Annotated in this window: 16 protein-coding genes; 12 read left to right on the top strand and 4 right to left on the bottom strand. The window is 36.1% G+C overall.

Annotated features, from left to right (window positions below; all coding sequences use genetic code 11):
- Position 1: 1 nt before the first annotated feature.
- Positions 2-670, bottom strand: coding sequence for a DNA/RNA non-specific endonuclease (locus tag AC4BB5_RS11065; RefSeq protein WP_490456190.1), 669 nt, complete (start codon positions 668-670; stop codon positions 2-4).
- A 197-nt stretch (positions 671-867) separates the two neighbouring features.
- On the opposite strand from AC4BB5_RS11065, the gene AC4BB5_RS11060 reads away from it, so the two are divergent.
- The 4 genes from AC4BB5_RS11060 to floT all read left to right on the top strand — a co-directional run bounded on the left by AC4BB5_RS11060 (position 868) and on the right by floT (position 7,270).
- The gene (locus AC4BB5_RS11060) at positions 868-1,569 is read left to right on the top strand and encodes an ABC transporter ATP-binding protein (RefSeq protein ID WP_490456189.1); all 702 of its coding nucleotides are present in this window, start codon (positions 868-870) and stop codon (positions 1,567-1,569) included.
- Positions 1,570-5,004: an FtsX-like permease family protein gene (locus AC4BB5_RS11055; protein ID WP_490456188.1), complete on the top strand. Its 3,435-nt coding sequence runs from the start codon at positions 1,570-1,572 to the stop codon at positions 5,002-5,004.
- Positions 5,005-5,252: 248 nt separating this feature from the next.
- Positions 5,253-5,777 (top strand): NfeD family membrane protein, encoded by a 525-nt coding sequence (locus AC4BB5_RS11050; RefSeq protein ID WP_490456187.1) that lies wholly within the window; start codon positions 5,253-5,255, stop codon positions 5,775-5,777.
- A gap of 20 nt (positions 5,778-5,797) precedes the next feature.
- Positions 5,798-7,270 (top strand): flotillin lipid rafts scaffold protein FloT, encoded by a 1,473-nt coding sequence (floT, locus tag AC4BB5_RS11045; protein ID WP_490456186.1) that lies wholly within the window; start codon positions 5,798-5,800, stop codon positions 7,268-7,270.
- A 111-nt stretch (positions 7,271-7,381) separates the two neighbouring features.
- On the opposite strand, the gene AC4BB5_RS11040 is transcribed toward floT, so the two are convergent.
- Positions 7,382-8,641 (bottom strand): MFS transporter, encoded by a 1,260-nt coding sequence (locus AC4BB5_RS11040; RefSeq protein WP_490456185.1) that lies wholly within the window; start codon positions 8,639-8,641, stop codon positions 7,382-7,384.
- A 228-nt stretch (positions 8,642-8,869) separates the two neighbouring features.
- On the opposite strand from AC4BB5_RS11040, the gene AC4BB5_RS11035 reads away from it, so the two are divergent.
- Complete coding sequence (locus AC4BB5_RS11035; protein ID WP_490456184.1) at positions 8,870-9,568, top strand: carbonic anhydrase family protein; 699 nt, start codon at positions 8,870-8,872, stop codon at positions 9,566-9,568.
- Between the two features lie 56 nt (positions 9,569-9,624).
- Here the strand turns inward: AC4BB5_RS11035 and AC4BB5_RS11030 are convergent, their stop codons facing one another.
- Together AC4BB5_RS11030 and AC4BB5_RS11025 are read right to left on the bottom strand one after the other, a co-directional pair.
- Positions 9,625-11,259, bottom strand: a complete 1,635-nt coding sequence (locus AC4BB5_RS11030) for a PucR family transcriptional regulator (protein WP_490456183.1) — start codon at positions 11,257-11,259, stop codon at positions 9,625-9,627.
- 53 nt (positions 11,260-11,312) lie between these two features.
- The gene (locus AC4BB5_RS11025; RefSeq protein ID WP_490456182.1) at positions 11,313-12,068 is read right to left on the bottom strand and encodes an IclR family transcriptional regulator; all 756 of its coding nucleotides are present in this window, start codon (positions 12,066-12,068) and stop codon (positions 11,313-11,315) included.
- A 161-nt stretch (positions 12,069-12,229) separates the two neighbouring features.
- On the opposite strand from AC4BB5_RS11025, the gene AC4BB5_RS11020 reads away from it, so the two are divergent.
- The 7 genes from AC4BB5_RS11020 to AC4BB5_RS10990 all read left to right on the top strand — a co-directional run bounded on the left by AC4BB5_RS11020 (position 12,230) and on the right by AC4BB5_RS10990 (position 21,613).
- Positions 12,230-13,903: a thiamine pyrophosphate-dependent enzyme gene (locus AC4BB5_RS11020; RefSeq protein ID WP_490456181.1), complete on the top strand. Its 1,674-nt coding sequence runs from the start codon at positions 12,230-12,232 to the stop codon at positions 13,901-13,903.
- A 43-nt stretch (positions 13,904-13,946) separates the two neighbouring features.
- Entirely contained in the window at positions 13,947-14,849 is a 903-nt protein-coding gene (locus tag AC4BB5_RS11015) for a sugar phosphate isomerase/epimerase family protein (protein ID WP_490456180.1), read from the top strand.
- Between the two features lie 22 nt (positions 14,850-14,871).
- A complete protein-coding gene (locus tag AC4BB5_RS11010) occupies positions 14,872-15,834 on the top strand; it encodes a D-2-hydroxyacid dehydrogenase (protein ID WP_490456179.1) in 963 nt (320 codons plus the stop codon).
- Positions 15,835-15,862: 28 nt separating this feature from the next.
- Positions 15,863-17,008, top strand: a complete 1,146-nt coding sequence (locus tag AC4BB5_RS11005) for a glycerate kinase family protein (protein ID WP_490456178.1) — start codon at positions 15,863-15,865, stop codon at positions 17,006-17,008.
- Positions 17,009-17,035: 27 nt separating this feature from the next.
- Positions 17,036-17,398 (top strand): cupin domain-containing protein, encoded by a 363-nt coding sequence (locus AC4BB5_RS11000; RefSeq protein ID WP_490456177.1) that lies wholly within the window; start codon positions 17,036-17,038, stop codon positions 17,396-17,398.
- Positions 17,399-17,926: 528 nt separating this feature from the next.
- Positions 17,927-20,605: an HAD-IC family P-type ATPase gene (locus tag AC4BB5_RS10995; protein WP_490456176.1), complete on the top strand. Its 2,679-nt coding sequence runs from the start codon at positions 17,927-17,929 to the stop codon at positions 20,603-20,605.
- A 195-nt stretch (positions 20,606-20,800) separates the two neighbouring features.
- Entirely contained in the window at positions 20,801-21,613 is an 813-nt protein-coding gene (locus AC4BB5_RS10990) for a MerR family transcriptional regulator (protein WP_490456175.1), read from the top strand.
- Positions 21,614-21,626 lie beyond the last annotated feature (13 nt).

The following is a 21,626-nucleotide window of genomic DNA, read 5'->3' as shown; positions in this document are numbered from 1 at the left end:
GCTATTTTTCATTTAGTATCGTAACACGAAAATCAATAGTGGTATTTTTACTTAAGCCTCTTGCTTCTAAATCAATTTGTTTACATAGCAATTCAGTTCCTTCATAAACAGGTGTGACTCGATAACGAACCGTTTCACCCTTGTCTAAAGCTTGCCGAATTTGGTTTTCATATTTAGTCATAAAAGGTGTATTTACAGGGGTTTGATAAAGTGTTGTGAGATTTCTTGCATCATCACCTGAACCGCCAAGCTGACGACCAATCAAATGTCCTCTAGAATGAGTTGTTGGTTCTAAACCAGAAATAAAACCGGGGGGACGAATATCTTTATTGGCAGAAGTTCCTGTATTAACCATTGTAGGCTTCAATAACGCATCAGCACCAGTAGCACGACCAAGTGAATCCAATGCATGATAATCAATCCAACCTTTTTTACTATCTGCTAACTCAGCTGTTGAGAAGGTTGCAGGGCCAAGTTCTTTTGGACCTGGGTTGGTCGAACTTGCAGGTTTTGTCGAACTGGTTTTTTTTTGTTCTTGTGTATGGATACCAAACATTTCCTGAATATCATCTGGAACTTGGACACCAAACACCCCTAAAACTAAAATAATTAAAACCGCTATAAGCATAATTGCTGGACTAAAAGGCGGTTTTTGTTTTTTTCTTGCCATATTTTTTCTCCTAACTAATTTCAGAGATCGAGAATATACTTATTTCTATACATAGACTTTACCACATCGGTATGTCGATTTGATCTCATCGTTCTATTATACGAAAAAAAATCAAAAAATCAAAAACCTTTTTGATCTGTTAGAGGACTTGTTAGGCTTCTTATGATAAAATTCTTTTGAGAGGGGATTGAGAAGTTATGGCTTATATTGATGTAATAAACGAATATAAAAGATATCATATGGGAGATACTACAATTGCTGCAAATGATGGTATTACTTTTTCAGTAGAGAAAGGCGAGGTTGCAGTTATTTTAGGCCCGAGTGGTGCAGGAAAATCCACTGTCTTAAATATTTTAGGTGGGATGGATTCTTGTGATGAAGGGCAGATCGTAATCGATGGAACCGATATTGCCAAATTCAATGAAAAGCAATTAACGACTTATCGTAGAAATGATGTGGGATTTGTTTTTCAATTTTATAACTTAGTGCCGAATTTAACGACAAAAGAGAATGTTGAGTTAGCTTCTCAAATTGTTTCAGACGCATTAGATCCACAAGACGTATTAAAATCCGTTGGGTTAGGTGCTAGACTTGATAATTTTCCAGCTCAATTATCTGGAGGAGAGCAACAACGTGTAACGATTGCCAGAGCTATTGCCAAACGGCCTAAATTGTTATTATGTGATGAGCCGACAGGAGCCTTAGATTATGAAACTGGAAAACAAATTTTAACGATTTTACAAGATACGGCACGTAAAACTGGTACTACAGTTATCATTATTACACATAATTCTGCAATTGCGCCAATGGCGGATCGAGTGATCCGGATCAATGATGCGAAGGTTCGAAGTGTGACAATCAATGATGAACCAAAACCTGTATCTGAGATAGAATGGTAGGTGGCGGCGTTGAAAAAAACAGCCTTACTCAAAACAAGTTTTCGTGAAATTAAGCAGTCCAAAACACGCTTTATATCGATTATGGGTATTATTTTCCTTGGCGTCATGGTTTTTGTTGGTCTAAAAGCCACAGGCCCTGATATGACTCAGACCGCCTCGAACTATTATGAAAAACAAAAATTACCAGATGCTCGAATTGTTTCGACACTTGGTTTGGCAGATAAAGACCTTGATGAAGTGAAACAGGTCAAAGAGGTTGAGTCGGTTTTCCCCAGATACACCAAAGATATTGCTATCAGTGAACGGAATGTGGCAGTAAAATTTGTTAGTTATGATCTAGGAAAAAAACAATCATTGATGGATTATCGAATCGTCAAAGGACGTATGCCAGAAAAAAGTGGAGAAATTGTGCTAGATGATCTTGCACAAATGCGAGGACACTATAAACTTGGGGAAACACTGACACTTTCAAAAGAAGACAACAAAGATAAGGTACTAAAAAAAGAACAGTTTAAAATTGTCGGATTCGTCCAGTCTCCTGAATATATCGAAAATACATCAAGGGGAAATACAACAATCGGCAAAGGCTCGCTAGATTTTTTTGCAGTCGTTCCAAAAAAAGATATGAATCTTGCAAATTTTACAGAAATCCTTGTATCATTTAAGGGACTCAGTAATTTAGATAGCTATTCATCTGACTATAAAAACAAACGGGAAAAAGCAGTTAAATCAGTTGAACAAGCGATGAAAAATCGCCCTGAACAGCGTGTAGAAGAAATCCGTAATGCTTCCAAGGATTCATTTGAAAAAGCTCAAAAAGAGATTGCTGATGGAGAAAAGGCTTTAAATGAAGCTGAAACGAAACTGCAGACGAGCAAGCAAGAATTAGCATCAGGGAAGCAAGAGTTAGCGCAAGCTCAAGCAACATATACACAGCAAATAGCAGACGCTGAAAATGAACTTTCAGCAAACCAAGCGACGATCACAAGCGGCGAGGGTGAACTTGCTAATCAAAAAAACATGCTTGAAGCAAAAAGAAATGAACTAGCACAAGCTTCTGCACAGGTGATACAAGGTCAAAATGCGTTGCCTGGCTTACAGCAACAACATAATGAATTAGCGACATCAAATGAATCGTTGAATCAATTAATGAATGGCTATCAAAGTTTGGCAGCATCCGTGGCTATTTTAGATCGCGTACCTGACGATTTATTAGCAGAAAGTGTTACAGAAGCTGCTCCTCAATTGCAAGCAGCAGTCCAATCATTAGGAGCACCAGCTGAAATTTCTGCGGCGATCAATCAATTGATCGCCCAACCAGAAAGAGGAAATATTGCAGGGGTTATGACAACTATCAACACAGCGGTAGCTACTCTATCAGGCCAACAAGCTCAGGTTTCGGAAGGATTACAAACTCTTGATCAAACGATTGGTACAATCAATCAGTCAATTGCTCAGTACACTGAAGGACAACAACAATTGGCTCAAGCCGAGGCGCAAATCGCCCAAGCTGAGGCGCAATTAGTTGCTGGGAAAGAACAGCTAGCAGCTGGGCAAGCTCAATTAGAGCAGTCAAAAAGTGATGGGCAAGCAAAACTAAATGAAGCTCAAGCCAAAATTGACGAAGGTCAAAGGGCCTATGATCAAGGCTTAGCGGAGTTCCAAAAGGAAAAAACAGAAACATTACCAAAATTAAATGATGCCAAACAACAATTAGAGAAGCAACAAAAAGAATTGGCGGATTTAAAAGCGGCGGATTATTATTATTTTACAAGAGATGATAACCCGGGTTATTCTGAATACGAAGATAATGCTAACCGTATTTCTTCATTATCAACAGTCTTTCCAATCTTCTTTTTCTTAATAGCAGCTTTAGTTAGTTTAACGACAATGACACGAATGGTCGAAGAAAAACGGATGGAGATTGGCAGTCTGAAAGCGTTAGGATATCGTAATGGCGAAATTGCGTTCAAGTTTTTAGTTTACGCAACAATCGCTAGTGTATGTGGAGCAGTTCTAGGGCTGTTAGTTGGTTATTATTTATTCCCAACGATTATTTTTGACGCTTATGGACAGTTGTATAACATTCCTGATTTTGTTACGCCTTGGTATTTAAATTATAGCTTGATTGGGATTTTGGTTGCTGTGTTATGTACAGCTGGAGCTGCCATGGTAGTGTTACGAATCGATTTATTCAGTACACCTGCAAGTCTATTACGTCCCAAAGCACCTAAAGCGGGGCAAAGAATTTTTTTAGAGCGCATAAAACCAATGTGGAATCGACTAAGTTTTATTCAAAAAGTTACAGCGCGTAATCTATTCCGTTATAAACAGCGCATGTTGATGACTGTTTTAGGAATTGCTGGTTGTATGGCTTTGATCATCACAGGTTTTGGATTAAAAGATTCAATTTCAGATATTGTAGAAGTACAGTTTAATAAAATTTGGCATTATCAGGCAATCGTGACGTTTAAAGAAGATAGTTCTGAGAAAGATACCAAGGACTATCAAACGGTACTGGACAAAGTGGATGGTTTGAACAAAACAATGCCATTATATATTGAGTCTTTAAAAACAACGAAAGAATCCAATGCTAAACAAGATGTTTCTATCTATGTTCCTGAAAATCCTAAAGAAATCGATCAATTTATCTTGTTTAATGATCGACAATCCGGGGCAAAATATCAGCTAACGGATGATGGTGTGATCATCAATGAGAAGCTGGCAAATCTATTTCACTACAAACCAGGTGACACACTTGTTTTGAAGAATAGTGATAATCAAGAATACAAGTTTAAAATCAGTGCGATCGCTGAAAATTATACAGGTCACTTTGCTTATATGTCACCGGCCTATTATGAAAAAGTGATCAAAAAAATACCTCGCTATAACACAGAGTTTTTACTATTTGATAAAGTCCCAAATGAAAAAGTAGAGGCTTCGATCGGTAAAGAATTGATGGAAAATCAAAAAGTGTTAAATGTTTCTTTCCTATCTATATCAAGCGATGCTTTAGATGATACGATTCATAGTTTAAACATTGTGGTTTGGGTTTTGATCACAGTTTCTGGTTTGTTGGCATTTATCGTTTTGTACAATTTGACGAATATCAATATTTCAGAACGGATCAGAGAACTATCAACAATCAAAGTATTGGGTTTTTATGATAAAGAAGTGACGATGTATGTTTATCGTGAAAATATTATTTTAACGTTGATCGGTATATTCTTCGGCTGTTTCTTTGGAAAACTTGTGCATAGTTATGTTTTGACAACAGTTGAAGTGGACATGTTGATGTTTTCTCCGACGATCCATTGGTTTAGTTATCTTTATTCTGCATTGATAACCTTGTTCTTTACACTATTGGTCATGGTTTTTATGCATAGAAAATTGAAAAAAGTTGATATGATCGAAGCGTTAAAATCAAATGAATAAAGCTTTTTAAAATTGGAACGGCAAATCTTTTCATTAGGATTAGCTTGTTCCAATTTTTTTTGTGAAAGCAGATACATTCTTCAAATGATTTCTTCAAGATTCACTGTCATTTTGTACAAAGTATTGGTAAAATATAAGTATCTCATGAGAACGTCGGGAGAGAAGGGAAGAACTTGCTTAGTGCTAAAGCATAAAGCAACGAAAAAATTGGGAGCTTGATGGACCTAAAAGGAGAAAGGAGTGAGAACATGATACAAGGGATTCCGATTGAAACAATTTACCTTTACACATTGATTATTTGTGCAGGAATTGCTGTTTTATTGGTGATTTTTGGAGATGTCTTTGATTTTGATGGGCCTATCGATCCAATGCTAGCTATTCCTTGGTTGGCGTTTGCCTCATTATTTGGTTATCTAGGAGAGCGATTACTTGATTGGAATCATCTGTTGTTGTTTGTCGTCAGTGGAGCAATTGCTTCGATTCTCGTTTTTTTCTTGAATTTTTATGTTTTGATGCCAATGAAAAATGCAGAATCAACTATTTCGATTTCTGAAAAAGACATGGAAGGAAATACTGCAACGGTTGTTACTCCGATTCCGGTCAGTGGCATGGGTGAGATTCAATTTAAAAGTGTTACAGGATCAATTAGCCGGCCAGCAGCTTTTTATGCGCCACAAGATCAACCAATCGAAAGAGGTGCACAGGTTCTGATTATTGAAATCAAAGATCGTGTGTGCTATGTAGTTCCTTATGAGGGTAGTTTACAATTATAAACGAGAAGGGGTAGAAGAAAATGGAATTAGGGATTTTAGGACCAATTGTTCTGGTTGTGTTTATTTTATTGATGATGTTGATTGTTTTTATCTCGAAATATCAAACAGCCAAACCAGATGAAGCGTTGATTATTAGTGGGAGTTATTTAGGTAGCAAGAATGTACATGCCGATGAGCGTGGCAACAAGATAAAAATCGTTCGAGGTGGAGGTGCCTTTGTGCTGCCAGTATTCCAACGATCTAACCGAATTAGTTTGTTATCAAGCAAGTTGGACGTATCGACGCCAGAAGTTTATACAGAACAAGGAGTTCCAGTGATGTGTGATGGCACATCGATCATCAAAATTGGCTCTTCAGTTGAAGAAATCGCAACTGCGGCGGAACAATTTTTAGGTAAAACACGTGAAGAGCTAGAAAATGAAGCGCGGGAAGTGTTAGAAGGACACCTACGTTCGATTTTAGGCTCAATGACGGTAGAAGAAATCTATCAAAACCGTGATAAATTCAGCCAAAGCGTACAAGAAGTTGCTAGTGTAGATTTGGCCAAAATGGGTCTGATCATTGTATCGTTTACGATCAAAGAAGTTCGTGATAAAAATGGTTATCTAGATTCTTTAGGGAAGCCTAGAATCGCACAAGTAAAACGTGATGCAGATATCGCTGAAGCAGAAGCGTGGAAAGAAACACGTATTAAAAAAGCGGAAGCTGAAAAAGAATCTCAACAAGCTGAATTACAAAGACAAACTGAAATTGCTGAAGCATCAAAAGAAAAAGAACTGAAATTAGCAACATACAAAGAAGAACAAGATATTGCTAAGGCCAAAGCTGACCAAGCGTATAACTTAGAAACAGCCAAAGCACAACAAGATGTTATTGCTCAAGAAATGGAAGTTAAAGTTATTGAGCGTCAAAAACAAATCGAGTTGGAAGAAAAAGAAATCATTCGTCGTGAGAAACAATACGATTCAGAAGTGAAGAAAAAGGCGGATGCAGATCGTTATGCGAAAGAACAAGAAGCCTTAGCTCAAAAAGCTCGTGAAGTAGCAGAAGCAGAAGCTGAACGTTTCCGTGTGGAATCTTTAGCAGAGGCTGAAGCGAACCAAACTCGTTTGGCTGGTCAAGCGGAAGCTGAATCTATTTTAGCTCGTGGTGCTGCCGAAGCGGAAGCAAAACAAAAAATTGCGGATGCCTTTAAGGAATACGGGGAAGCTGCGGTCTTAAGCATGGTAATGGAAATGTTACCGCAATTGATGAAAGAAGCGGCTCAACCACTTAGCAATATCGACAAAATTTCTGTCGTTGATACAGGTGGTGGTGGAGAAAATGCTGGCGCGAACCGGATTACGAACTATGCAACGAATTTATTAGCGGGTACACAAGAAACATTGAAGGAAACAACAGGTTTAGACGTCAAAGAACTGATTGAAAATTTCTCAAAAAAAGGAACAAATAGCAATGTGAATTTTTATGGGGATGAGAAAGAAGAACAATAACCATTAGTAAAAAAAGAAACAGTATGCGGAAAAACTCTGCTAACTGTTTCTTTTTTTAGTTAATGATTTTATTGTTGCTGGCGTTTTATTCCCAGTCTATCCTTTTGCGAGTTAATCTAGCTCATAGGCACTATTTTTCTCAGGTACTTTGTTCACGATGAAAAAAGCGACTGCAGCTAGTACCATAATAATGATCGAGATATAAAAACCCATTTCTCTTGTTCCAGAAGCATCAGAGATAACTCCTGTAATTGTTGGTGCAAAAATCGATGCGCTTAAACCGAAAAAGTTTGAAACCCCAAGTGTAGTACCTAAAATTAAAGGGTTCGCTTGATCACTGATAAATGAAATAATAATCGGCTCGACAGCTAGTTTTCCTAAGAAACCATAAAGAATCAACGCGACTAATAATAACGAAGAAGTCTTAGCAGTTACGGTCAAAAGTAACATTGCTGCTGCGCCAAGTTCCAGTGCTAAGATGATTGTTATTTTCTTAGATTGCCATTTATCAGAAATTCGACTGAAAATCAAAGCTCCTGGAATAGCAGCAAAAGCTACAAGAGCTGATGAAAATCCAATTGCAACTCCTTTAAAACCACGTTCATCTTGTAAAAATGCAGGTAGCCATGTAACAACCATGTAGTAGCCGTAGCAAGTACCGAAATACAACAAGTAGGAAACAAGCATTTTAGCTGAAAAAAGTCCAGTTGGTTTTTCTCCAGTAGTAGGTACTTCTGTTATTGTATCTGCAGTGTCAACGGCTTCGTTTTTTTGTTTGGCTGGACTACTTTTTATACCAAAAGTAAAAGCGATGATCATTGTAACAATAAGACCGAAACAAAGGAACATCATTGATTGCCATGGAAAATTTAATTGCTTGACTAAAAGGCTAGAGAGAATCATGCCAATTCCCATACCAACTGCAGAACCACTGTTAATGATAGCCGTGGAAAGACCTTTTCTATTTTGTGGAATGCTCTCAGATGAAAGTGAGAACGCTGCACCATAGTACGAACCACAACCCAAACCAGCAAGTACACTAGCAAAATAAATAAGTGTTAAAGATTGCGCTTGAGTGATCATAAATGCTGCTACACCGAATAAAATAAACCCGGGAATCATCACCGTTTTTTTTCCAAGTCGATCGACTAACATCCCAGCTGGAATCTGCATACTTGTTGCTCCTAAAAAATAGCAACTGGAGATCAAGCCCATTTGAGCATTGGTATGAAGCCCGACTGTTCCTTGGATTTCTGAAAATAAAGGGGTTAGGGATGCGCGATAAACCCAAATAGTGACCCAACCAAAACATAGTAATACGACAATTCTTTTCCAGTAATGCGTGTCAATTTTTTCACTGCTGTTATTCATTTTTTTCCTCCTATAGCGGTTGTAGTAGATCATGTATTGATTAAAACTGGAAATGTAAACGCTTTTTTATATCATAATAAGAAATGAAATTTAATTCATGGTACATTCTGGCTAATATTTCTAAATTTCTTTGCTCTATTTGGACAAATACAACAACAACGCCATCGATTATACTATCTTCAAATATGGTTTGTAAGCGTTTTATAACCTTAGAAAGGATACTTCGTTATGGAAAAAGAAATAGAGTGGGATTATTCATTAAACAAAGGGCCAGAATCATGGATAAACTTGTGCGAGGACTACCATCAAGCCTGTACCAAGTATATGCAGTCACCAATTGCTTTGTCTAGAAATAAAATCACAAATAAATTAAACCAAGATGCTTTAGAAATAGAGTACGAGTGTGATGATTTTCAAATACAGTGGTCTAAGCATACGTTTCATTTTATTCCAAAATCCCAAAATAATAAAGTGCATTTTGACGGTAAATATTTTTATCTAGAGGATATTCACTTTCATATTCCAAGTGAACATAGTTTGGAAAATGCTGTTCATCCTATCGAGTTTCATTTTGTTCACCATTCAAAAGAAAATGAACCGTTAGTTCTTGCTGTTTTATTCAAGAAAATAGTAGGAAATGAAGAGTTGTTGCAGATTGAGGAACGTTGTACAACAATAAATTGGGATTTAAGAAAAAAGAGTCTACGTTTAAATCCAAAAGTTTTTATCTCTCAGCCAGAAAAGTATTATGCTTATTATGGTTCATATACGACTCCGCCATGTGTAGGTAATGTTCAATGGATTGTCTTTTCAACGATTTCTTCTCTCTTTAGTCGTACGATATTAAAATTGATAAAAGAAAAAAATTGGACAAGTAACAATCGTCCAATTCAGAAACAGGAGCAAAAAAAAATTTGGCATACTTGATTTGAGTAAGCCAAATTTTTTTATAAACTGAGTAGTCCAATCTGGTTAATGAAAGTTCATTCCTTCACATTCGTTTCGATGACGCTTTCATTTTCTGAAAGAGATAGAGCAACTCGTAATTTAAGAGATAGTATAGAATCATCGACAGGTTGTCCGAAGAGTTGATTACATTTTTCTATGCGATATTTTACTGTATTTCGATGAACAAAAAGTTGTTCAGCCGTTTCTGTGATTTTACATTGGCAATCTAAATAGGTAGTAAGGGTTTTTCTTAAGTCCAAATTAGTTTGGTTGGTTGGATAGGCAAGGTTTTTGAGTATAGATTGACAGAAATGTTTCACTTCATCTTCTGAAAGATTTTCAGCAATGCGATTAATTCCTTGAGCAGTATTATAAAAAATAAAGTTTGTCTGTGTAGGCGATGATTGAAGTGTACTTTTTGCCTCTTTATATGAAAAATGAAACAAATTCAATTGATTGACTGGATCACCGACGCCAAAATAAAGACTGACGTCTAGCAAATTCAATACTTTATCATGTAAGTCCTCAAGTATGACTTGTAAATTCTCTTTATTTCTGAACAGCAAAGCATATCGATTATCTTCATCTGTTGGTAATAGCAAGATACTGCCATTTTTTTCAGAGAGATATTTTTCCATAAAATCGTAAACAAATAGATCTATTTCTTTTTCATAGAAAATCTTATGTTTAGGTATTTGAACTAAAGCAATCACCACTCGAAAATAATTTGATTCAAATGAATTAACAATTGACGGCAGTTTAGCAAAATCTAGTGAATGTCCATTTTTTTCAGACTGAAGCAAGTGGTGGAATAGATGACGCTTTGCTAGGCGATTTTCATGTTTGATTGTTTGCTCTTTGTGCACAGAGAGAGCCAGAATAATCAGAGACTGTTCGATTGCAAACTGTGAAAAAGGATAACTTAACTGATCTACTTTGAAAAGGATCAGTAAATAAGGAATGTAACTGTCAGAATTGATTGGAATTACACTGACTAAAGTACGTTCGTATTCATTAGTATCAAACAAGAAAGATTCTTTCTTGGCATTTTTTTGATTATCAGTTACCCGAGCTAAAAGCTTATTTTCTGTTGCAGGGCTTAAAAAACTTGTCACAGAATGATGTCGACTAGTTGCAGAAATTTCGCCAAATGAATCGATTAGCATAATAGGTTGCTTGATCATATGACTTAATTGATCGATCAAAGTAGAAGTTGACGCTCCACGAAAAAGCAACTCAGCAAATTTTTGCTGTATTTCAAGAGAGAAAAACATCTCTTCGGTCTGATCACTCCACACGTGACTAAGCAATTTATGAGAAATAGCTCCTAACGTTCTATTCATTGGAAGTTGAATGATTGGAAAGTTGAGAGAATCGGCATAATCCAGAACTTTTTTATTTACTTGAGGAATAAAACGTCCTAACTTGATTGCCAACCCAGCACTGGGGAGCTTATTCAATTGTTCAATAAGTGTACATAATTCATTTGGATCATCTTTATAAGCCATTCCTGTTGTTAACAATAAAGAATGAGGTGATAAGTAATTTGCAACATCAGGTGTTTCGGATATCTCGACTGTATGCAAAGGAACATCTAAATTTGCCTGTTTATTTAAAACTACTAAATCTGAAAAACGGGGAACGCTTAAAATTTCTCTAAGATTTTTCATAATAGTTTCTCCTTTTTTGTAAGTTTAATACAGCTGAATCATTTTGAATTTATTTAGTTGATAGTTGCTATTTCCTGTTTTGATAAGTTTAAGACAGTTTGGACTTTTTCATTACTTATTCTAATGGTTGGGATTGATACACTGATTGCTGCAATGATTTGATTAGCAGAATTTAAAATAGGTGATGCAATACAAAAAACTCCCAGTTCGCATTCTTCATTGTCAACAGCAAATTGTTGTTTTTTTACTTGTTTGATTTCTTTTATCAGTTGTTGTTTATCTGAAATCGTATTTGCCGTAAAAGCCTGTAGTTCAACTGATTCTAAATAGTTTGTCAATTCTTCATTTGAAAAAGTTGATAAAAATAACTTTCCAGCACCAGTACAATATAAAGGCGCTTTTTTTCCTATTTTTTGAGTAATACTTAAAATTCTTTCCTGGCTATCTATCGAGTTAATATATTGTAGTTGATTTCCTGCGCGCACAGATAAGCAAGTAGCCTCTGCCAATAAAGAGGATAAACGATAGAGTACAGGTTGAGTTAATTGAATCAAATTTTCAGATGAAATTAGGTTTGCTGATATGATCTCAAATTTTTTAGATAATGAGTATTGTTGATTTTCCGGATTTTGTTGAATATAGCCCAATGTCATAAGTGTATACAAAAAGCGCAATGTTGTTGATTTTGGAAGCTCAACTGTTTGAGCAAGTTCAACCAGTGACATTTCTTGTTTAGCGTTAGTGAAACATTCGATAATCGCAAACGTTTTTATCACAGATTGATTTAATTTTACTTTTTTTTCATTCATGTGTTACCTCCTGTATTTGTTCATCTTGTACAAAAATCAGAATTGTTTTTAGTCTGAAAGAGTCAAAGACCATGCTATGAAGTCATGGTAACATGTTGTTAAGTGAAACGCAATGCCACATTGTGGAACGAAAAATAAAAGAGTAGAAAGAAGGAAAAAATATGAACGCTGCAGAAGCAATTGTACAAATTATGGTTAAAGAAGGAATCAAAGATGCTTTTGGTATTCCAGGTGCGGGGATCAATCCCGTTTATAAATATTTAGAAGGAGCGCCAATCGAACATTATTGTATGCGTCATGAAGAAGCCTGTGTTCACGCGGCAGATGGTTATTATCGAGCAACACATGAAATTGCGTTAGCAATTTGTACTTCTGGACCAGGGGCAACAAACTTTGTTACAGGTTTATATACAGCAAATATTGATTCAATCCCAGTTCTTGCAATTACAGGACAGGCTAACAGCTGGCAAATGGAACAAGATGCCTTCCAATGTGTTGATATGGTTAGTATTGCATCAACAGTATGTAAGAAAGTGTACTGCCCGTTAGATGCTAATGAGATTCCTGATATTTTAAGAGAAGCATTTTATATTATGCGTTCAGGAAAACCTGGACCTGTATTACTTGATTTGCCGCTTGATATTCAACAAGTAGAAATCGATTTTGATATCAATAAGTATGAACCTAAAAAAGTGGAAACGGTTAAGGCAGCTCCAGCACAAATCAATCAAGTACTTGATATGATCAATGAATCAAAAGCTCCTGTAATTATCATGGGAGGTGGCGTGATCTTAGCAAAAGCTGAAAAAGAATTGATTAAACTGGCGGAAAGGCTTCAAATCCCTATTATTCAAACTTACATGGCAAAAGGTGGTGTTCCTATTGATCATCCGTTAAATGCTGGACATGCGGGAATCCAGGTAGGGCAACCAATTGGTAATAAAATTTTTCTAGATTCTGATCTAGTGATTGGTATCGGAAATCGTTTTACTGACCGTCATACGGGAAATTTAGATGTTTATCGAAATGGTCGGAAATTTATTCATATCGATATTGAAAAAAATCAAATAGGCAAAGTGTTTGCACCTGATCTTGGCATCGTCTCAGATGCAAAAGAAGCAATCAATGACTTGTTAGAAGCAATTGAATCTCGCAATATAGCACAAGTGAACAGGGATGGCGTCAAGGATCTTCCCGAGTTGAGAAAAGAATTAGCTAGAAAAACAGATTTTGATAATAAACCAATCAAGCCTCACAGAGTATTTAGAGAAATTAATGAGTTCTTTGATGCAAATACGATGTTTACAGCTGGATGTGGTATCACACAAATTTGGAGTGGACAATTACAAAATATTGATCGTCCTAGACGTTATTTACCATCTGGTGGCGCAGGGACTTTAGGTTTTGAAGTACCAGCAGCTTTTGGTGCGAAAGTAGCAGATCCAAACGCAACATCTGTCACTGTGTTAGGTGATTTCGGCTTTACTTTTATGGGTGAAGAAATTGCAGTGGCTGCGGCCGCTAAAAAACCAATTGTCGTGATTATTGTGAACAATGCTTATCTAGGTTTGATTCGCCAAAATCAAATTTCAGCGTATGGTTTTGAATACGGTGTTGATATGCCCTATAACCAAGATGGGTTGATCGACTATGTGAAAGTTGCTGAAGGATTTGGTTGTATAGGAGAGCGAGTTTTTGATCCTGAAGAATTAGTAAGTACATTTAAGCGAGCGGTTGAATCAGGTAAAACATATGTAATCGATGTTATTTGTGAACCTGAACAACTTTGTGATATGGGTGGCGCACTCGACCAAATCAAAAGCTTTGGAGATTAATAAGCTGAGAAAATAGAAAATGGAGCAAAAGGAGAAGATAGAAATGAAAGAAAAAATTGAAACATATTTTGATTTAGGTTTAATTCAATGGATGAGCTATCCACCAAAAGATTATGACTTAAAGGAAACCCTTTTACAAATAGCGAAAGATGCTGATTTCAGAGCAATTGAAATTACTCAAATTAAAGATGATAAAACTCGTTTAGAAGTGAAACAATTGTTGGAACAATCTGGACTAAGAGTTGGCTATGGGGCTCAACCTAGATTGTTGGGGCCAGGGCTAAATCCAAATGCAATAAGTGAAGATGACCGTATTTTAGCAGAAAAAACGTTGCTTGAAGCCGTTGATGAAGCAGAATATTTAGGTGCTAAAGGGATTGCCTTTTTATCTGGACACTGGGAGGAAGCGACAAAATCAGAAGCCTATAATCAGCTATTAAAAACCACGATAAACGTCTGTAAATATGCTGCTACTAAAGAGATGATGGTAGAGTTAGAAGTGTTTGATTTTGATATGGATAAAAAATCTTTGATTGGGCCTGCACCTTTAGCAGCAGAATTTGCGGCAGATGTTCGTAAAAGTTGCAATAATTTTGGGCTGATTGTTGATTTGTCCCATTTCCCGACAACTTATGAAACAAGTAAATTTGTGATTCAAACTACTCGTCCTTATATTACACATTTACACATCGGAAACGCTGTCGTTAAAGAAGGTTTTGATGCTTATGGGGACCAACATCCAAGATTTGGTTATCCAAATAGTGCAAATGATACAGCTGAATTAACCGACTTTTTCAAAGTGTGTAAAGAAGAAGGTCTCTTTAATAAAGACGAACCGATGATTTTATCTTTTGAAGTGACTCCTAGAGATAATGAAGATGCAGATGTGATTGTTGCACAAACCAAACGAGTAATCAACCGTGCATGGGCTTTATTAGAAGATTAAAAAAGAGAGAGGGAAAAAAATTATGAATATTGTTGTTCTTGATGGATATACAGAAAACCCAGGAGACTTATCCTGGGAAGGGTTAGAAGCCTTAGGTAATTTGACCGTTTATGATCGTAGTCTTATTCCAGATGAAGAGCTTATTAAACGAATCGGTGATGCAGAAGTTATCTTAACGAATAAAACCCCTATCTCGGAAAATGTAATTCAAGCTGCGACGCACTTAAAATATATTGGTGTTTTAGCAACGGGTTACAATGTAGTTGATGTAACTGCCGCCAAAGCCAAAGGTGTAATTGTAACCAATATTCCGACCTATGGTACAAATGCAGTTGCCCAATATACGATTGCATTATTGTTAGAATTATGTCATCATATCGGCGCGCATTCAGATAGTGTAAAAAATGGGGACTGGTCAAACTCTAAGGATTGGTGTTATTGGAATCACCCATTGATAGAATTATCCGGAAAAACCATAGGAATAATTGGCCATGGGAGAATTGGACAAAAAGTTGGAGAAATCGCTCAGGCCTTAGGTATGAATGTGATTGCAACTAATGGAAAGGCAGACGGAAGTGTAACGGACGAAGCAACCTTAGTGGATCTTGAAACGATTTTTACTGAATCAGATGTTATAACACTGCATTGCCCACTACTGCCTGAAAATGAAGGATTCATTAATAAAGAAAATATTTCAAAAATGAAAACAGGTGTACTGATTATCAACGACTCCAGAGGACAATTGATTAATGAACAAGATCTGACGGATGCTTTAGCGTCAGGTAAGGTAGGTGGAGCAGCTTTAGACGTTGTTTCTAAAGAGCCGATTGAAGCGGATAATCCTTTGTTGAAGGCCAAAAATATAATTATTACGCCACATATCGCTTGGGCCTCTAAAGAATCTCGCTTACGTTTAATGAATATCGCTGTGGAAAATGTAAGTGCCTATCTCAATGGCCAGCCGACGAATGTAGTAAATGGATAATTTGCAATAAATGATGGAAGGTGATCGTTTGAAAATAGTAGTAGCGATGGATTCGTTTAAAGGTAGCGCGACGTCAGTCGAAGTTGGGGAAGCTGCAAAAAAAGGGATCAAAGAATCTTTTAACATGGAAGAGACGATTGAAGTAAATGTATTTCCAATCGCAGACGGGGGAGAAGGAACCGTCGAAGCTTTATTTTACAACGAGCCTGACTTTATTTATTCTGAAAAAGTACAAGGACCTTTGTTAGGCCAAGAGGTAAATGCAAAATATGGCGTTGACCATGAAACTGTCGTTTTAGAAGTTGCAGAAACATCAGGGATTATGTTAGTTGAAAAAAAAGAACTTGATCCTTGGTCTGCTACTTCATACGGATTGGGTCAACTGATGAAAAGAAACATCCAGGCGGGTTATCGCAAGTTTATTATTTGTTTAGGCGGTAGTGCAACGAATGATGGTGGTATCGGATTTTTAAGTGCTTTAGGATACGATTTTCTTGATGCTAAAGGGCGATCACTTGGTCATTTGATGAAAGATATGAAGTACTTGAGTAAAATCGATGATTCCTTAGTTTTGCCTGAATTAGCAGATTGTTCTATACGGATAGCAAGTGATGTTGAAAATCCATTATATGGAGATAACGGAGCGACTTTAATTTTTGGCAAGCAAAAAGGGGTAACAAAAGAAAGTGAAAATGAAATTGATAGCATACTTAAAAACTTTGCTTATTTGACAAATCAATTGACGAAAACGATCTATCAACATACAAAAGGAGCAGGCGCAGCTGGTGGACTAGGTTTTACATTGTTGTCGTACTTCGATAGCGAGATTGTTTCTGGATTTGCTGAGGTGGCAAGAATTCTTGATTTAGAACATCAGATTGAACAACATGATTTAGTTATAACTGGAGAAGGAATGTTGGATGCTCAATCTATGATGGGAAAAGTACCAGTGGCAATTGCGACCTTGGCCAAAAAATACAACAAGCCGGTTATTGCATTGTCAGGCGGCGTGTCCAAGGATGCAGTAAAGTGTAATGGTAAAGGAATTGATGCTTTTTTCCCAACAATTAGGAAAATTGCCTCAGAAAGAGAAATACTTGATCGAGATAATACTCTTGAAGCAATCAGAGAAACTGCACAACAATTATTTCGACTAGTACAATTATTTATTTGATTTTAAACAGAAAGGATTAGATGTAGGATGTCAAAAACAAGAATGGATGAACGATTAATTAAATTAGATGAAGTAAGCAATTTTTGTAATCGTGAAGGTAAGAAAACTATATTTTATGAAACTGAAAAGACTGCTGGCGCAGTGTGGTGTTTAAAACCAGGTCAAAGTGTAGTTAATCATTCACATACTACGTCAGATGACCTTTGGTTTGTTACAAAAGGAACAGGAACTTTTTTTCCAGGACATGGAGAAGAAGTTCAGATATCAAAAGGAGACCTCATTGTGTCTTTACCAGGTGAACAACATGGGATGAAAAACACTGGGGATGAAGATTTTATTTTTATTGGGTTGGCTGGACCGCAGCCAATGGATCTTGTTTTACATGATTAAATAAAAGATACGTATACGTCTAATAAAAATTGCAAGCAAACTAAAATTGGGGAATTTAGGAGTAAACTAAAACAGTTATCTTTAGCGAGTAAAAATAGATTTATATAACTAACGAGATTCATTCCTTGTAAATCTTATCTTATTTCTTAAAAATACTTTTTTAGTCTACTCCTATTTTAACTGATTTTAGTTATTTATATTTAGTTAGATAAGTAAATTTGAGATTATTTATTTACATAGTAACTGGTCATAAACAAGCGTTTAAGTTGTAAAAGGTAGAAATCAAACTATTGACAATCGCACTAATGTTTTGATATCATACGTTTAATTTAAGGAAAAGGAGGTGGTTTACATTATGAGTAGTGATTCGGCGGAAGGTGATCAGAAAAGCTCAGTCTGTCTATTTTGTTTTTTATTGAATGGCATAAAATCTATTAGCACGTTATTTTCTACTGTACAGTCTGCATAGACTAGTAGAACATAAGGGGCTTATTTTTGTTAGACAATAAAAAAAAGGATGGTAGAGACATGGATGCACAAAAAGACTTTCAGTTAACGATTGAAGAGATAATGAGAAAATATCGAATAAAAGACAGCGATGAAGGATTAAATAATTCTCAAGCCAAAGAACGTTTAGAAGAGTTTGGACTCAATAAAATAAATGTAAAAAAAGTTTCAAAATGGCAGTTATTACTACGCCAATTTAACAATATGATAATTTATATTTTAATTTTTTCTGCATCGCTTACCTTTGTAATGGGACACAAATCTGATGCGGTTATAATTTCAATTGTTGTATTTGTCAATGCTTTGATTGGTTATTATCAAGAGGCAAACGCATCGGATGCATTAGAACGTATCAAGGAAATGCTTTCATCGGAAGCAACAGTTTACCGTGAGGGTGTGAGAAAAGAGATACCAGCAGAACAAATTGTAGTTGGAGATATCGTGTTCTTAGAAGCCGGAGATAATGTTCCAGCTGACTTACGAATCATAGAAGCAGATAACTTGCGCGTGCAAGAGTCTGCCTTAACAGGTGAACCAGATTCTATAGAGAAGATAACTGACAGGTTAGCAATACAGAATACACCTTTAGCAGAACAAATCAATATGGCGTTTTCTTCAACGCTTGTTACTTCCGGCAGTGGGAAAGGGCTGGTAGTAGCCACAGGAACACAAACTGAAATTGGTAAAATTTCTTCAGAGGTGAGTACAACTCAAACAAGAAGAACCCCCTTAATGAAAGAGATCGAGGGGTTAGGAAAAGGAATCACTTATGTGATCATGGGCGTTGCAATTGGCTTATTTATAGTCAGCTTATTTTTAGAAACATATTCGTTAGTCGTATTATCTCTAGCCGTTGTTACTATGATTGTGGGCTCAATACCAGAAGGATTACCTGCGACGACATCGGTTGTTTTAGCAATGGGTGTTAGCGATATGGCTAAGAAAAAAAATACAATAGTCAAGACACTACCAGCTGTGGAAACACTGGGTTCTGTTGATGTTATTGCAACCGATAAAACAGGAACGTTAACAAAAAATGAAATGACGATTAAGGATATCGTCTTATTCGACAAAAACTATCAGGTCACAGGGGATGGCTATCAGCCGACAGGACAAATCCTAAAGAACGGAAGCCCAGCTGAAATAGATTCGCAATTAAAACTTTTTCTAGAATCAGGGTATGAAGCAAATGATACCGTTTTAATCCAAGAAGAAAATCAATGGATAATTAGTGGTGAACCAACAGATGGTTCTTTTTTGACACTGTATCATAAAGTGTTTGGTTTTTTGGGAATCCCTAATTATAAAGAAATTGATTTGCTGCCTTTTGATTCTGACAATCGCTATATGGCGAAGTTGGTCAAAAATCACAATCAACCAACTATATTATTCATCAAAGGCTCACCAGATAAACTATTTGAAATGGCAAAAAGACAAGATCCTTCATTCCCAGAAGAATACTGGGACAAACAAGTTCAAATGTTATCTACCACAGGGAAGCGAGTCATTGCAGTTGGCTATAAAATTGTTCCTGACGATATTCGGGAAATCACACAGGACTTGCTGAGCGAGGGGATCAATTTAATTGGTGTTGCTGGTATTATTGATCCGCCAAGAAAAGAGGTCATTACAGCATTAAAAGAAATGAACGAAGCTGGTGTGGAGATCAAAATGATCACAGGAGATCACCCATTAACTGCAAAAGCAATCGGCAAACAATTAGGATTAGCCGCAGAAATCAATGTTGTGACAGGAACAGAGTTAGATGATATGGGGCCTGATATGCTTAAAAGAGCAGTTCTAGATAATCAAGTATTTGCAAGGACGACTCCTAAAAACAAGCTGGAAATAATACAAGCCTTACAAGAAAATGGAAAAGTAACAGCCATGACTGGAGATGGTGTAAATGATGCACCTGCTTTAAAAATGGCAGATATAGGCATAGCGATGGGAATGAAGGGAACAGATGTTGCAAAGGATTCGGCGGATATGATTTTAACAGATGATAACTTCGGAATAATGTCTCTGGCAATTTGTGAAGGTAGAAGAATTTACGAAAACATTAAGAAAAGTATCTTATTTCTATTGCCAACATCTTTTGCAGAAGGACTAATTATTGCGTTCACCATTCTGATGCAAAAGGAGATGCCTTTGCAGTCAATTCAGCTGCTGTGGATCAATATGGTTTCTGCAATCACGATTCAGTTTGTGTTTATATTTGAACCTGCTGAACAAGGACTTATGAAGCGCAGACCAAGAAAATCAGGAAGTAGTTTATTAACTAAACAAGATATTTGGCAAATGGCGTATGTTTCAATTTTAATGGCCGTATTTTGTCTTGTTTCCTATGAATGGCTACTTTCTCAAAAAGTTAGTCAAGATGTTGCTAGTACGACGATGATCAATATTGTAGTATTTAGCAAAATTTTCTATTTATTCAATATTCGAACTAACCAATCAGTCTTTTCAAAGTCATTTTTTACTAATCCGAAAGCGTTCTTTATTATTACACTAATGATTGCGATGCAACTGTTATTAACGTATGTTCCGCTTATGCAAAAGGCTTTTTATACAACAAATATATCTTTGATAGGTTGGATAATTTCTATTGTTTCAGGTATTTTAATTTTGATGATCACAGAATTAGATAAGGCCTTCAGACAGAAATGTACTCAATCTAGAATTACTAAAAATAGCTAAATATTATCTTGGAAAAAAAGACAGCAATCTGAAGGAGTTGCTTCTATTTCAGCTAGTTTGAGTATTTATGGTATGGGACAAAGGTGGATGATTCTTTTGTTCCATATTCTTCAAGCTAGGAAAGAAAAAAACTGAAAAATATAAAAAAATTGCTTAGTTAGTATCCACTACAGCAGTAAAGGGGTGAGTAAAATCATGGTAAAAGCTTATTTTACAATAAAAGAAATTGCAAAAATGTATGGTATTTCCACTCACACAATTCGACATTACGAAAAATTAAACCTAATCCAACCAGAAAGAGAAGAAAATAATTATCGATTGTTTTCTGAAAGAGATATCTATAATTTAAATATTATTCGTGATTTAAAAGAATTGAAGGTTCCTTTAAAAACAATTCAGTCCTATTTAACAAATCGGACGGTGGAAAATACTGCGCATCTACTTCAAGAAAAAGCTAAAGTTTTGGAAGCGGAGATTCTTTTGTTAAAAAAGAAATTATCTGGAGTCAACTCCCGAATAGAAAGTATGGAACAACTTAAAACTGTCGAAAATCAGTTGAATCAATTAACCATTAAGGAATTAAAGGAACGACGTGTATTTCAGCGTCTTACTGAATTTACAGATGAAGCCAGTTTTGAAAAAGAAATGAGAAAATTATATGGAGAACTTCTAGATCTCTCTGAATTGTATCAAGTTAATCATGTGGGAGGAATAATTGACTGGCATTCATCCCAACTTAAATATAACGGAGTATTTATTTTAGCTGGAACATTGATGAGTAACCAACTAGACCACTCTACTCTAGAAAAAGGAACTTATGCTTCCTATTATTATCAAGGGATTTATGAGAACACGGGAAAATACATTGAGGAGATACTAACAGAGCTAAGGAATATACATTATCGTGCTATTCCGCCATTTTATGAATTTTACTTAATTGATTTTCATGAAACAAATGACAAGAAAGAATATTTGACCGAAATTCAAGTGAGAATAGAAAAGGGTTGACCTTAGAACCGTT

This window comes from Enterococcus sp. AMC1252 (assembly GCF_058216515.1).
Note: the sequence above shows the minus strand (reverse complement) of the source record. Positions and strands in the feature narration are given on the sequence as shown.

What these genes read in the sequence shown, in the direction of transcription:
- AC4BB5_RS11065 (WP_490456190.1), bottom strand. Translation starts at nt 670, where the DNA reads ATGGCAAGAAAAAAACAAAAACCGCCTTTTAGTCCAGCAATTATGCTT.
- AC4BB5_RS11060 (WP_490456189.1), top strand. Translation starts at nt 868, where the DNA reads ATGGCTTATATTGATGTAATAAACGAATATAAAAGATATCATATGGGA.
- AC4BB5_RS11050 (WP_490456187.1), top strand. Translation starts at nt 5,253, where the DNA reads ATGATACAAGGGATTCCGATTGAAACAATTTACCTTTACACATTGATT.
- floT (WP_490456186.1), top strand. Translation starts at nt 5,798, where the DNA reads ATGGAATTAGGGATTTTAGGACCAATTGTTCTGGTTGTGTTTATTTTA.
- AC4BB5_RS11040 (WP_490456185.1), bottom strand. Translation starts at nt 8,641, where the DNA reads ATGAATAACAGCAGTGAAAAAATTGACACGCATTACTGGAAAAGAATT.
- AC4BB5_RS11035 (WP_490456184.1), top strand. Translation starts at nt 8,870, where the DNA reads ATGGAAAAAGAAATAGAGTGGGATTATTCATTAAACAAAGGGCCAGAA.
- AC4BB5_RS11030 (WP_490456183.1), bottom strand. Translation starts at nt 11,259, where the DNA reads ATGAAAAATCTTAGAGAAATTTTAAGCGTTCCCCGTTTTTCAGATTTA.
- AC4BB5_RS11025 (WP_490456182.1), bottom strand. Translation starts at nt 12,068, where the DNA reads ATGAATGAAAAAAAAGTAAAATTAAATCAATCTGTGATAAAAACGTTT.
- AC4BB5_RS11020 (WP_490456181.1), top strand. Translation starts at nt 12,230, where the DNA reads ATGAACGCTGCAGAAGCAATTGTACAAATTATGGTTAAAGAAGGAATC.
- AC4BB5_RS11015 (WP_490456180.1), top strand. Translation starts at nt 13,947, where the DNA reads ATGAAAGAAAAAATTGAAACATATTTTGATTTAGGTTTAATTCAATGG.
- AC4BB5_RS11010 (WP_490456179.1), top strand. Translation starts at nt 14,872, where the DNA reads ATGAATATTGTTGTTCTTGATGGATATACAGAAAACCCAGGAGACTTA.
- AC4BB5_RS11000 (WP_490456177.1), top strand. Translation starts at nt 17,036, where the DNA reads ATGTCAAAAACAAGAATGGATGAACGATTAATTAAATTAGATGAAGTA.
- AC4BB5_RS10995 (WP_490456176.1), top strand. Translation starts at nt 17,927, where the DNA reads ATGGATGCACAAAAAGACTTTCAGTTAACGATTGAAGAGATAATGAGA.
- AC4BB5_RS10990 (WP_490456175.1), top strand. Translation starts at nt 20,801, where the DNA reads ATGGTAAAAGCTTATTTTACAATAAAAGAAATTGCAAAAATGTATGGT.